This is a genomic window from Escherichia sp. WS2035, from assembly GCF_046487065.1.
Lineage (GTDB): Bacteria > Pseudomonadota > Gammaproteobacteria > Enterobacterales > Enterobacteriaceae > Escherichia > Escherichia coli.
In genome coordinates, this window is sequence record NZ_JBJQKD010000020.1 from 60,156 (window position 1) to 72,221 (window position 12,066).

Annotated in this window: 12 protein-coding genes; 3 read left to right on the forward strand and 9 right to left on the reverse strand. The window is 47.5% G+C overall.

The window, feature by feature from the left end; all coding sequences use genetic code 11:
• Nucleotides 1-12: 12 nt before the first annotated feature.
• Nucleotides 13-1,038, reverse strand: coding sequence for a diguanylate cyclase DgcP (dgcP, locus tag ACJHX4_RS23840; RefSeq protein ID WP_001283456.1), 1,026 nt, complete (start codon nucleotides 1,036-1,038; stop codon nucleotides 13-15).
• A 182-nt stretch (nucleotides 1,039-1,220) separates the two neighbouring features.
• Between dgcP and yoaF the strand changes: the two genes are divergently transcribed.
• A complete protein-coding gene (gene yoaF / locus ACJHX4_RS23845; RefSeq protein ID WP_000691930.1) occupies nucleotides 1,221-1,475 on the forward strand; it encodes a DUF333 domain-containing lipoprotein YoaF in 255 nt (84 codons plus the stop codon).
• Between the two features lie 21 nt (nucleotides 1,476-1,496).
• On the opposite strand, the gene ACJHX4_RS23850 is transcribed toward yoaF, so the two are convergent.
• Together ACJHX4_RS23850 and nimT are read right to left on the reverse strand one after the other, a co-directional pair.
• Nucleotides 1,497-1,844, reverse strand: a complete 348-nt coding sequence (locus tag ACJHX4_RS23850) for a DUF488 domain-containing protein (RefSeq protein WP_001296129.1) — start codon at nucleotides 1,842-1,844, stop codon at nucleotides 1,497-1,499.
• Between the two features lie 54 nt (nucleotides 1,845-1,898).
• Nucleotides 1,899-3,080, reverse strand: coding sequence for a 2-nitroimidazole transporter (gene nimT, locus ACJHX4_RS23855; protein WP_000128451.1), 1,182 nt, complete (start codon nucleotides 3,078-3,080; stop codon nucleotides 1,899-1,901).
• A 96-nt stretch (nucleotides 3,081-3,176) separates the two neighbouring features.
• Between nimT and nimR the strand changes: the two genes are divergently transcribed.
• Nucleotides 3,177-3,998 carry a DNA-binding transcriptional regulator NimR gene (gene nimR / locus ACJHX4_RS23860; protein WP_000972261.1) on the forward strand — a complete coding sequence of 274 codons (822 nt, stop codon included), beginning with the start codon at nucleotides 3,177-3,179 and terminating at the stop codon, nucleotides 3,996-3,998.
• Here the strand turns inward: nimR and ACJHX4_RS23865 are convergent.
• The gene (locus tag ACJHX4_RS23865) at nucleotides 3,955-4,401 is read right to left on the reverse strand and encodes a DUF441 domain-containing protein (protein WP_000460707.1); all 447 of its coding nucleotides are present in this window, start codon (nucleotides 4,399-4,401) and stop codon (nucleotides 3,955-3,957) included. The genes nimR and ACJHX4_RS23865 overlap by 44 nt on opposite strands.
• A 169-nt stretch (nucleotides 4,402-4,570) precedes the next feature.
• Between ACJHX4_RS23865 and yoaI the strand changes: the two genes are divergently transcribed.
• Nucleotides 4,571-4,675 (forward strand): small membrane protein YoaI, encoded by a 105-nt coding sequence (yoaI, locus tag ACJHX4_RS23870; RefSeq protein WP_000999628.1) that lies wholly within the window; start codon nucleotides 4,571-4,573, stop codon nucleotides 4,673-4,675.
• Here the strand turns inward: yoaI and yeaK are convergent, their stop codons facing one another.
• The 5 genes from yeaK to yeaG all read right to left on the reverse strand — a co-directional run bounded on the left by yeaK (nucleotide 4,676) and on the right by yeaG (nucleotide 11,845).
• On the reverse strand, nucleotides 4,676-5,179 hold the full coding sequence (yeaK, locus tag ACJHX4_RS23875; RefSeq protein ID WP_000138051.1) for a mischarged aminoacyl-tRNA deacylase: 504 nt from the start codon (nucleotides 5,177-5,179) through the stop codon (nucleotides 4,676-4,678). It lies immediately after the preceding gene.
• A gap of 42 nt (nucleotides 5,180-5,221) precedes the next feature.
• A complete protein-coding gene (dgcJ, locus tag ACJHX4_RS23880) occupies nucleotides 5,222-6,712 on the reverse strand; it encodes a diguanylate cyclase DgcJ (RefSeq protein WP_410239920.1) in 1,491 nt (496 codons plus the stop codon).
• A 180-nt stretch (nucleotides 6,713-6,892) separates the two neighbouring features.
• Nucleotides 6,893-8,368 carry a GGDEF domain-containing protein gene (locus ACJHX4_RS23885; protein WP_000621382.1) on the reverse strand — a complete coding sequence of 492 codons (1,476 nt, stop codon included), beginning with the start codon at nucleotides 8,366-8,368 and terminating at the stop codon, nucleotides 6,893-6,895.
• A gap of 146 nt (nucleotides 8,369-8,514) precedes the next feature.
• Nucleotides 8,515-9,798 (reverse strand): YeaH/YhbH family protein, encoded by a 1,284-nt coding sequence (locus ACJHX4_RS23890; RefSeq protein ID WP_000219684.1) that lies wholly within the window; start codon nucleotides 9,796-9,798, stop codon nucleotides 8,515-8,517.
• Between the two features lie 112 nt (nucleotides 9,799-9,910).
• Nucleotides 9,911-11,845, reverse strand: coding sequence for a protein kinase YeaG (gene yeaG / locus ACJHX4_RS23895; protein WP_001019882.1), 1,935 nt, complete (start codon nucleotides 11,843-11,845; stop codon nucleotides 9,911-9,913).
• Nucleotides 11,846-12,066 lie beyond the last annotated feature (221 nt).

The window sequence follows — 12,066 nt, forward strand, 5'->3', positions numbered from 1 at the left end:
TGTGAATACGCCTCAGGAATGTAGCGCTGAATGCGTGACAAAAGGTGTTTTCTGTTTATGTTTTTTCTCCTGATACATCGCGATATCGGCAGCATGCAGGGCACTGTCTGCATCGGTCGTTTCAGGATCGACTTCTACTATGCCAAGACTGGCACCAGGATAATACAAATCAACATCACCTAAGTGATATTCTCCGCGTATTTGTTGTTGAATACGTTCTCGCAGCGACGAAATATCCGCATTCTCGTTGTTCAGTGAAACAACCAAAAACTCATCACCGCCGAGACGACCAATAACTTCGCCATTTTGCTGGAGCGTATTAAGGCGCTCGCCAACCTGAATGAGAAACAGATCGCCACTATTATGACCAAAACGATCATTGATTAATTTGAAGTTATCCAGATCGATAAACGCGATCATTATCTTATGGTTAAGATGCCGGGCGAGAGAAAACAGCGTCGTCAGATTTTCAAAAATCGCCCGCCGATTCGGTAGCCCGGTTAACGAGTCGGTATACGATTGCGCAATCAGCGCAGCATTAGCTTCGCGCAGCTGTTCAACCAGTGCCTCTTTTTGAATATATTGTGCAATCAGTCCGGCGAATAACTGTAAGACCTGTTCCGCGCGTTCACTCCACTGGCGCTTCTCACTGCTGGCGGCGCAAAGCGTGCCATAGAATGATCCATCCGGTAAGTGAATTGGCGTGCTCAGAAATGTGGTGATGCCAAGATTGCGTGCCGCAATACAGTCGCCCCAACGGTCGGGGACTTCATCGCTGAAAAAACAGTTTTCATCAATGGCGCGTTTGCATAACGAGTAATCCCACGAGACGGTAAAATTCTCCGGGATGTGCATTTTCTGGCTATTACGGGCAAACATTATATGCTGCAGGCGCGCTTCGACATCCACTTTGGTCAGGTAGGTTGACTCCATATCAGTGACCATTTCCAGCATCTCCAGAAGCTGTCGAACCAGACTTTCCAGTGACTGTTCTTTGGCAAGGGATTGCGAGACGCGGGCGATAATCTGATCTGACACGAAACAACTCCAGGATACGGCGGGTAAATGCTGATTATTTAATCTTTGCAGGCATGATAAAACATCATCAACAAAGATGAAACAAGGCGTAATATGTTTTGAGTGAATGTAATAAAAATAGTGCTGCAAAACAAAACGATACCGCGATACTCTAAGCCTGGATAAATATGTGAGATCAATAAATGAAAATTATCAGTTTTGTTCTGCCTTGCTTGCTGGTCCTGGCTGGTTGTTCAACCCCTTCTCAGCCAGAAGCACCTAAACCGCCGCAGATTGGTATGGCAAATCCGGCGTCGGTCTATTGCCAGCAGAAGGGCGGGACGCTCATTCCTGTGCAGACAGCGCAAGGGGTCAGCAACAATTGCAAATTACCGGGCGGTGAAACGATTGATGAATGGGCATTGTGGCGACGGGACCATCCGGCTGGTGAAAAATAACCGCCGGATGCTGTACTAAAATCACAAGCTACGTAGCCAGTCTGCCAGCACCAGCGCATGGTTCTGCGTGGTGTTTTTTGCTGAGTAGAGCAGGGTCAGCGGCTGTTTTTTGGCGATGTCTGCCAGCCGCTTTCCTTCTTGCTCGTGTTGCGCCAGTTCTGCAAGATATTGCTCGCGAAAGGTTGCAAAATCGACGACTTCGCCGTGAAAGGCTTTGCGCAGCTCCGTTGACGGCGTGATTTCTTTATTCCACTCATCAAGGGCTAAATCGGTTTTTTTGATACCGCGTGGCCAGAGGCGGTCGACCAGTACGCGATAACCATCGCTCTGTTCAGCCGGATCATAAACGCGTTTGCACTGAATATTCATCGTATTTGTTCTCCCTTTCACGCATGATTTGTCACGTCACTATAGCACCGGATATTAGCGAATTTCTTTGTCTCTCCCGGCGCAAAGTCCGAAAATCGCCATCAGTAGTGAAAGTATTGCAACACCCATCAGTGGTACGGACCAGTCACCGTTAGCATCGTGTATTTTACCCATCAGCGGCGGCCCACAGGCTGCCAGCAAATACCCGACGGATTGTGCCATCCCCGAGAGTGCCGCCGCCTGATGCGCAGAACTTGCCCGAAGACCAATGAACGTCAACCCCAGTATCATTGTTGCGCCGGAACCAAAACCGAAAAGCAGAGTCCAGGTGATCGCGTGTGCTGGCATAAAGCAGAGCCCAACCGCGCCCACTGCGCACATCAAGGCAACGAACGCTGCAATACCACGCTGATCTTTCACATGATGTAAGAAAAGTGGGATCAGCAAACCGGGAGCTGCTGTGGCTAGTTGCAGCAAACCATGCAGTGAACCCGCCTGTGCTTCGCTATAGCCTTGACTGATGAGGATCGCCGGAAGCCAGCCAATAATCACGTAATAGACCAGTGAGTTGATCCCAAGAAACAATGTTACCTGCCAGGCAAGCGGCGAACGCCAGATACCCCGAGTATGTAAGGCGCGTGAGGTACTCAAATTTGCATGTTGTTGACTTCGCCACTGTGGCAGCCATAAAAAAAGAGCCAGCAGAGGAAAACACATCAGCATGAGCAACGCGCCTTGCCAGCCAAAACCGTTCAAAGCCAGCGGCACTACCATCGCCGATCCCAGTGCCGCCGCAGCTCCCATTGTCAGGGAATATGCGCCGGTAAGTCTGGCGACGGAATGAGGGAAATCGCGTTTAATTAATCCTGGCAGTAAGACATTGCCTAATGCAATCCCACCGCCAATGACCGCTGTACCGCCAAATAATAAGTAAGGCGAAGGGAGAGAGCGAATTGCGATACCTGCACAGATCAAAAGTAACGCGGCAAACAGGCTACGTTCCATACCAAAACGTCGCGCCACCGGGGCGGCCAGCGGTGAGATCAGCGCAAAGGCTAATAATGGCAGGGTGGTCAATAAGCCGGTTTGCGCCGTCGTTAGCGAGTAAGCGGAACGAATCGTATCCAGTAACGGTGCTGCGCCGGTAAAGGTGACGCGTAATGTTGTGGCAATCATCAGAATGCCAGCGATAAGGAAAATCCTGTTTTTACCGCTTAATGAAGTTGAACAGGTCATATGCTTCTCATTGTTACAAACGAGGCTGTACCTTACCGTTTTTATTGTTATGTTGAATCAAGCTAAAATGACAAAATATCGCTAAATTCGGACAAAATGATGCACAGGTTGAATCTCAATGGCTATGAACCCGACCGACACCATGAAGCCGCGGTCGCATTTTGTATTCACGCCGGAACGGATGAGTTAACCAGTCCTGTACATCAGCACCGCAAAGGGCAGTTGATACTGGCACTACATGGTGCAATTACCTGTACGGTAGAAAATGCTTTGTGGATGGTGCCGCCACAATATGCGGTTTGGATACCGGGCGGGGTGAAACATAGTAATCAAGTGACAGCTAACGCCGAACTCTGTTTTCTGTTTATCGAGCCCAGCGCAGTGACAATGCCGACAACATGTTGCACATTGAAAATATCGCCCTTATGCCGGGAATTAATTTTAACCCTGGCAAACAGGACGACGACTCAGCGTGCTGAGCCGATGACCCGCAGATTAATTCAGGTCCTGTTTGATGAACTCCCTCAGCAACCACAACAACAGCTGCACTTGCCCGGTTCTTCTCATCCTAAAATCCGCACGATGGTGGAGATGATGGCGAAAGAGCCCGTCGAGTGGGGCTCATTGAGGCAATGGGCTGGCTTTTTTGCGATGAGTGAACGCAATCTTGCCCGGCTGATAGTGAAAGAGACGGGGTTGAGTTTTCGCCAGTGGCGTCAGCAGTTACAGCTGATTATGGCGCTTCAGGGATTAGTGAAAGGCGATACTGTACAGAAAGTTGCTCATACACTGGGGTATGATTCAACAACGGCCTTTATTACTATGTTTAAGAAAGGCCTGGGGCAAACGCCAGGCCGATATATTGCGGGATTAACTACTGTTTCCCCACAATCAGCGAAACCAGACCCGCGGCAATAAGCGGGCCAACCGGTACGCCGCGAAACAGCGCCACGCCTAAAACAGTGCCCACCAGCAGCCCGGCGACCAGTTGCGGCTGGCTGCCCATTAACGTCACGCCGCGCCCCCCCAGCCAGGAGACAATAACGCCGACTGCAATTGCCACCAGCGATTTCCAGTTCAGAAACGAGTGAATCAGGGTTGAGGGCGGTAGCGTCCCGCTGGCGATGGGGGCCATAACGCCAATCGTCAGAATGATTATCCCGATACTTAGCCCCTGTTTTTCAATCCACGGGAAAAAGGTGCTTAACGGTGTGACGCGGACAATAATCAACACCAGAATTGAAACGGCGACAGTGGTGTTATGACTGATAAAGCCCAGCGCAGCTAACCCGAGCAGGATCAGCAAAGTGACATCAAACATCGTGGTTTCCTTGCCAAAAAATAATAAGCCTGCTTACTTTACGCTTGCTGCAGGCAGGAAGTAGAAAATCTTTACGTTTTTTGCATAAAAAATCAGACGAACTGTCATCAAACTGCCATTTGTGTACGTTAACAATAACGTGAAAACAGCTATCTCCCGGGGGCATACTATGAACGATCAAATGTTCGTCGAGACACTGATTATCACGTCATCGTTTTTTGCCATTGCTGCTGTGCTGGTTTTGTCCGTTCTGCTTATTGAACGGACAGGCTAGTTACGCAGTGCGGCGGAAATTGACCAGTTCTGGTTGCGCAATACGCAAATAATCCGCGGTTTTCAAAATAACGGATTTATCCAGCATGCCTGCATTGAAGGCGATTTCATCAAATCGTTCGAAGAGTAGGGGGTCGGCAACCAGTTTGAGTTTTGGATGGAAGCTGAAAGGGGGGATCGCGCCGAAGACACAGCCTGTGAGTTCATCGACTTCCGCCGGGCTGGCCAACGAAGCGCGTAATCCGCCTATATGGCTGGCGAGTTGGCTCAGATCGGCCTGTTGATCGGCAGCGAGGATCGCCAGAACATGTTGATTTACGCCATTGCCTTTGACTTTACATACCAGTGCCTTAGCCCCCTGGCCTAAAGCGGTGCCACGAATTTCTGACACTGCTTCACATTTACCTACCGCTTCATGGGTAACGACGCGGAAGTTAGCACCTTCTTGTGATAATAAAGCGATTAACCGCTGATGCGTCACGCTTCCTTTAGCCATTTCAGTCATTTCATGCTCCTGAGATTACAAGCAAACAACCACAGAAGGTTATCATGAACGGCTGTTTTTGTTCTGCTTATTGACATATAAACGCTCATCGGAAGCTTTATACGCATCATGTAACGTATCGTTTTCTTTCATCGCGTAAATACCGGAAGAGAAGCCGATCTCTTTCTGCGGCGCGATATGTTGCAGACGTTTTTCGATACGTTCAGGCAGTTGTGCTGCAATTTGCGGCGTCGAATCGACAAGAATGATGCAGAATTCATCGCCACCGAGTCGGATGGCATAATCACTTTTACGAATCGACTGTTTAATCGCCTGAGCTAATAACGTAATCGCTAAATCCCCCTCCTGATGACCGAGGGTGTCATTTATTTGCTTTAACTTGTCCATGTCAATAGCAATAAACATCACCGAAGAACCGGATTGCACCAGTTTCTGCAACCGCTGCTCCAGTTCAGGGGTTAAAATTTTGCGATTATAGAGTCCAGTCATCGCATCACTAATATTTTCTCGCGACACATTTTGGTATAAGCGGAAGTGCATCCGCACCATATTCAGCAAAATTAACGCCGTCAAAATCCAGAACAGAACGCTTTTCCACGAAGACGTGATAAAGTAAAGAATATCAATGGATAACGAGACACGAATGCCGCCCGGTAAGTCATGGACGTAACTGACATACTGGAACAGATTATCTTCGCTCTGGTTGATGATAATGTCGCGCCCCGAATCTGTATCGGTTAGCGTGACATTGAGAAAACGCCAGAGGAGAGGGCGGTCATGAGTGTAAAAGATATTCCGCAGATTGTTTTTGTTAATATCCAGCAGCACAATCCCTTTTAGCTGCCCTGCGACATATACCGGCGTCAGCAAACTCATCACGTTCTGTTTAGTACGCTGATCCTGGTAAATGCTCGATAATACGGTACGCCCGGTAAATACTTTTTCAATATCTTTGCGATCGATACCAATACTTCCTGATTGCAGGAAGGACCAGTTATTCATCGCAAAGTATTCAACATTAACCGGCTCATAAAAATAGACATAGCGGTCATTGAGATCGAGATAATAGTGAAATTTCTCTTCGGCCATCCCAAGACCTGAACCGTAATCATCCTGGTGGCGGTTGCCTTCCACTGCCTGATCAAAAGCGGGTAATAGTGCTGCAGCTTCCACAATTGTGTCGCAGTCAGTGGATGCGGTTTGTAGTGTGCCGCGTAAGCCCTGGTATTTATGAGCAGTCAGGTTTAAGCCATGGGTATTATTGGCAGACTCAAAAGCCTCGCAGATAGCGCGCCGTTGTTCTGGCGGTACTTCCGACTGCTCAGCAGCGAGAGCGCGCATCACATGCGCGGCAATACTCTGATTCAGATACTTATCATAAAGAAAGGAAGAGTCTGCTCTCTGCACGATATAGCGCAGATAGGCACTCATTGCTCTGTCGCTGGCGACAAGTTCAAAAATAAGGAAGGAAGATGTCAGCACAATGACACTTGCGGCGATAAAATGCCGGAGCATTCTATGGTGCAATTTCATGATAAATGGCACTCCTTCGGTTAGTGAAACGAGAAAACCAGATAAAGTTCGATTGCGGCCTGGCACAGGGGCGCTAATTATACTCATCTCTGCGCCGCTGGGGAGGGGAAATTTAGGGGTAATAGTAATAAATTGTATGCAAAAGCCACGCAAAAAGCATGGCTGTGAATATTTTTGCACTTAAATATGATGAATAATCACTTTGTTGCCCCCCTCGCTTTTCGCTTCGCGTAAGGCTTTATCTGCTTCCGTCATGACAAGCGAGATATTATGCGTGTCACCCGTTGAAAAAACCGTGCCAATACTGATGGTCATTTGTTCAGGAACATCATATCTGTTACTAAAGCCGGTCAGGAGTTCGACATTTTTACGCATACGTTCCGCAATGATTTTTGCCTGGGCACTATTGAGTTCGGTAAATAGCAAGCCAAACACCTCACCCTCCAGTCGCGCTAAAATATCATCGGGGCGGATGCTTTGCTGGATAATATCGACAATTGATACCAGCACTTTATCACCCACACGATGTCCCCATTGGGCATTGATGCGTTTGAACTGATTAATATCAACCAGCATGACACAAAAGTCCTTAACAACAGGTCGCGACAATAATGACTCTACGCTGTTGAAAAAGTAGCGCCGATTATAAATATTGGTCAGCACATCATGAACTGCCAGTTTGCTGGAGAGTTGCAGTTCCTGAAAAATGTTATAAATCAGAAAAGACACAACAAACAGTTTACTGGAAACTTCAATCCCGCGACTGATATACCAGATGGTGTAATTATACTCATCCAGAGTCAGTAGAAGTAAGTTGCAGCATAGCGATGCCAGACATAATAATGCTATTAACGGCCATAGTTCGCTGGCTAATCGTGTACGCATGATAATAAAGAACAGTAAAAATGCCCACAAACAAACCAATATTTTTGTATAGTTGATTCCCCAGGTCGCAGTATGGTTGTCCGGGCAGTAATCGACGACATACAAAGAATAGTCAGCGTTATAACTGCTCAGATTGTGTGCCAGAAGGGGAAAAACTAAAAAAGGAATCAGCGCCAGCAACAGAATGCCAGTTTTTTTCTTATTGTTGTCAAGGATGTTGTCTTTCCCATAACAAAAGAGCGCCAGCGAGGTTAAACAAATGAAACTGAGTTGGCGGAAAATATAGAAAATAGAAACATCATTCGACTTTGTCTGGATCAGTGTACTGCCGTTGATTGGTTTATGGATAATTACAATGGTTTCAACTAAATAGATAAGGCCACTTAAAAATGCAAGGCTTAAAATGAGTGTTGGTAAAATTTGTTTGTTAGTGAAATACTTCATTAACATGAAAAGAAAAATGACGGCGTTAAGGAAAAACAAAGCCACAACAACCATCAGGTAATTCATCTGTGGGATGAGTTTTACATTCGTGTTTTCGTTATATAAGGTAGTAATGCAAAATAAAATTAACGTCAGCAATAAGCTGAAAATAAAAAAGCCTTGAGCTTTTAATTTTTGTGTACCCATAGAAGCCATAAAAAGGAGAGCAATGTGAGTGCTGGATTTTATTGATGGCAGAGATATATAGTTTTGACCAAGATCAATTTTCGTTAACGATAAAAAATAATTAAAGAATAACCCCAGGGAAATACGTGTTGACCGAATCATTTTTCCGAATGATTGTTTTCTGGAACTAAATTGTGTAAAGGTTATGCTGTCATATTTAAAGCGATTGTAAGCTAATGTATGTAATAAAAGAGATAATTTACAGTGAGCTAAAAATCAGCCAGGCGATAATGACCCGGCTGACAGTTTTAGTCTTTAGCTGTTGCATTTTGTTTATGAAACAGTTCACGGAACACCGGATAAATATCATCCTGGTCGCGGATATGCTGCATCGCAAAGTTGTCGAAAGTAGATTGCAGATGCTCATATTCTCGCCACAGTGTCTGATGCGCGCGACGTGTAATTTCGATATAGCTGTAATAACGAACAACGGGTAATATTTTTTTCGCCAGAATTTCATGGCAAAGCGGAGAGTCATCGGCCCAGTTATCGCCGTCTGATGCTTGGGCTGCGTAAATATTCCACTGTGCCGGGTTATAACGCTCTTTCACTACCTCATCCATCAGTTTTAGGGCGCTGGAAACAATGGTGCCGCCAGTTTCCTGCGAGTAGAAAAACTCATGTTCATCGACTTCTTTCGCCTGGGTATGATGGCGGATGTATACGACTTCCACGTTCTTATACGTTCTGCTGAGGAACAGATACAGCAGAATATAAAAACGTTTAGCCATATCTTTAGTGGACTGATCCATTGAACCGGAAACGTCCATCAGGCAAAACATCACTGCCTGGCTGGAGGGATCGGGCCGTTTTTCGTAGTTCTTGTAACGTAAATCGAAGGTGTCAATGAAAGGGACGCGTTCAATTTTGGCACGTAATTCTGCAATTTCTTTGCGCAGACGTTCCTCTTCCAGCAGTTGCGCAGGTTCACTGTTGCTGATGATGGCCAAATTCTCTTCCAGCGCATGAAGTTCCCGCCGCTTGCCCGCCGTCATAGCTGTGCGCCGCGCCAGTGAGTTCTGCAATGAACGTACAACGCTGATATTGGCCGGAACGCCGTTAGCGGTATAACCCGCCCGATGCGTTTTATATTCGGTCAGCTGGCGTTGTTGGTTTTGTTTCAGATTCGGTAAGGCCAAATCTTCAAAGAGCAGATCAAGATACTCATCTTTCGAAATCTGAAAGACAAATTCATCCTGACCTTCACCATCCTGGCTGGCCTGGCCCTGACCACTGCCGGAACCTCCGCCACCACCCTGGGGACGTTCAATTCGGTCGTTCTGGACGAAATGGTCATTGCCCGGATGCACACGGTGGCGCAGGCCCCCACGCCCCTGATGAAACATCGGTTCGCTAATATCTTCCGTGGGAATGGATACGGACTCGCCGCTGTCGACGTCAGTCACCGAACGCTTATTAATGGCCTCGGAGATCGACTGTTTAATTTGCGCTTTATAACGGCGTAAGAAACGCTGGCGATTCACCATGCTTTTATTTTTGCCGTTCAGACGCCGGTCAATAAACCAGGTCATATGCCCCCCGTACTACATTTGCCAACGGTATGCTACGCTTGTGTTGCCGCTTCTCTGGCCCACGGTTCGCTGTCGTTGTAGGCCCGGTAGCATGTGTACCGGGCCAGGGTTGTTAAGACGATTTACGTACGCGCAAATACCATTCGCACAGTAAACGCACCTGTTTACGGGTGTAGCCTTTTTCCATCATACGGTCGACAAAGTCGTCGTGTTTCTTCTGCTCGTCGGTTGACGTTTTGGCGTTAAACGAAATAACCGGCAACAGCTCTTCGGTATTGGAGAACATTTTCTTCTCGATAACCGTGCGCAGTTTTTCATAGCTGGTCCAGTTCGGATTGCGTCCGCTGTTATTCGCTCTGGCTCGCAGTACGAAGTTAACAATCTCGTTGCGGAAATCTTTTGGATTACTGATCCCCGCCGGTTTCTCGATTTTCTCCAGCTCGGCGTTAAGAGACTCGCGGTCAAACAGCTGCCCGGTATCCGGATCGCGATACTCCTGATCCTGAATCCAGAAATCCGCGTAGGTAACATAACGGTCGAAAATGTTTTGCCCATATTCTGAATAGGATTCAAGGTAGGCCGTCTGGATCTCTTTGCCGATAAACTCGGCATATTTCGGGATCAGATAACCTTTCAGGAACTCCAGATAGCGTTCAGCCTGCTCTTGCGGGAACTGCTCGCGCTCGATCTGCTGTTCCAGGACGTAGAACAGATGGACCGGGTTTGCCGCCACTTCTACATGATCGAAGTTGAACACGCGGGAGAGGATCTTAAACGCAAAACGCGTCGACAGACCGTTCATCCCTTCATCGACACCGGCGTAGTCACGATATTCCTGATACGACTTGGCTTTGGGATCAGTGTCTTTCAGACTTTCACCATCATAAACGCGCATCTTTGAATAAATGCTGGAGTTTTCTGGCTCTTTCAGACGCGAAAGAATAGAAAAACGTGACAGCGTTTCCAGCGTGCCAGGGGCGCAGGGGGCGTGAGTCAATTCACTGTGATTAAGCAATTTCTCGTAGATTTTGATCTCTTCGGAAATGCGCAAGCAATACGGCACCTTCACGATGTAAACACGGTCGAGGAAGGCTTCGTTGTTTTTGTTATTACGGAAAGTGACCCATTCGGATTCGTTCGAGTGGGCGAGAATAATCCCGTTGAACGGCAGGGCGGAGATACCTTCCGTCCCGTTGTAGTTACCTTCCTGGGTGGCGGTTAACAAGGGATGCAGCACTTTTATCGGTGCTTTAAACATCTCGACAAATTCCATGATCCCCTGATTGGCGCGGCACAGCGCACCGGAATAGCCGTAGGCGTCCGGGTCATTCTGCGCGTAGTGTTCGAGTTTACGAATATCGACTTTCCCTACCAGGGCGGAGATGTCCTGGTTGTTCTCATCTCCGGGTTCCGTTTTGGCGATGGCAATTTGTTGCAGAATTGACGGCCAGACCTTCACTACCCGGAACTTAGTGATATCGCCACCAAATTCATGCAGGCGCTTTGCCGCCCACGGCGACATGATGGTGCCGAGATAACGGCGAGGAATGCCGTACTCTTTTTCCAGAATCTGCGCATCTTCCTGCGGATTGAAAAGACAGAACGGATGATCGTTGACCGGGCTACGCTCACCGTTGGCGCTCAATACATAAATCGGTACGAGCTGCATTAATGATTTCAGTCGCTCAGCAAGTGATGATTTACCCCCACCCACAGGCCCCAGCAGATACAGAATTTGTTTCTTCTCTTCCAGCCCCTGAGCCGCGTGTTTCAGATAAGAAACAATCTGTTCAATCGCGTCTTCCATGCCGTAAAACTCTTCAAACGCCGGATAACGTGCAATGACCCGGTTAGAAAAGAGTCGAGAAAGTCTGGGTTCCTGGGCTGTATCGACCATGACAGGCTCACCAATAGCCATCAATAGCCGCTCAGCCGCGTTGGCATAAGCACTGCGATCTTGCCGACAAGTGGTAAGAAACTCCTGCAGTGTGAACTCTTCGTCCTTGGCAGCTTCATATCGCTGGCGATAGTGATCGAATATATTCATGGTATGCCGTCCTTTCGTTTTTTAGCACAGGTTAAGAGCCGTTCATATGAATAGTAGAGGCTCCCGGAAGAGGTAAACTGAACGACGTCTCTTGCTAAAACACAGCAACTCTCATGCCATTTTATTGACGATGAGAACAACGTGCCCGGTGATACACCTTCAAAATTAAGCGTAGATGGCAAATGGAAAACTTGCCTGCACGGCTTTCTTAATTTCAATGG

Bases quoted from the DNA above. Each gene is read 5' to 3' on its own strand.
- yoaF (WP_000691930.1), top strand. From the start codon at position 1,221: ATGAAAATTATCAGTTTTGTTCTGCCTTGCTTGCTGGTCCTGGCTGGT.
- ACJHX4_RS23850 (WP_001296129.1), bottom strand. From the start codon at position 1,844: ATGAATATTCAGTGCAAACGCGTTTATGATCCGGCTGAACAGAGCGAT.
- nimT (WP_000128451.1), bottom strand. From the start codon at position 3,080: ATGACCTGTTCAACTTCATTAAGCGGTAAAAACAGGATTTTCCTTATC.
- nimR (WP_000972261.1), top strand. From the start codon at position 3,177: ATGATGCACAGGTTGAATCTCAATGGCTATGAACCCGACCGACACCAT.
- ACJHX4_RS23865 (WP_000460707.1), bottom strand. From the start codon at position 4,401: ATGTTTGATGTCACTTTGCTGATCCTGCTCGGGTTAGCTGCGCTGGGC.
- yoaI (WP_000999628.1), top strand. From the start codon at position 4,571: ATGAACGATCAAATGTTCGTCGAGACACTGATTATCACGTCATCGTTT.
- yeaK (WP_000138051.1), bottom strand. From the start codon at position 5,179: ATGACTGAAATGGCTAAAGGAAGCGTGACGCATCAGCGGTTAATCGCT.
- dgcJ (WP_410239920.1), bottom strand. From the start codon at position 6,712: ATGAAATTGCACCATAGAATGCTCCGGCATTTTATCGCCGCAAGTGTC.
- ACJHX4_RS23885 (WP_000621382.1), bottom strand. From the start codon at position 8,368: ATGATTCGGTCAACACGTATTTCCCTGGGGTTATTCTTTAATTATTTT.
- ACJHX4_RS23890 (WP_000219684.1), bottom strand. From the start codon at position 9,798: ATGACCTGGTTTATTGACCGGCGTCTGAACGGCAAAAATAAAAGCATG.
- yeaG (WP_001019882.1), bottom strand. From the start codon at position 11,845: ATGAATATATTCGATCACTATCGCCAGCGATATGAAGCTGCCAAGGAC.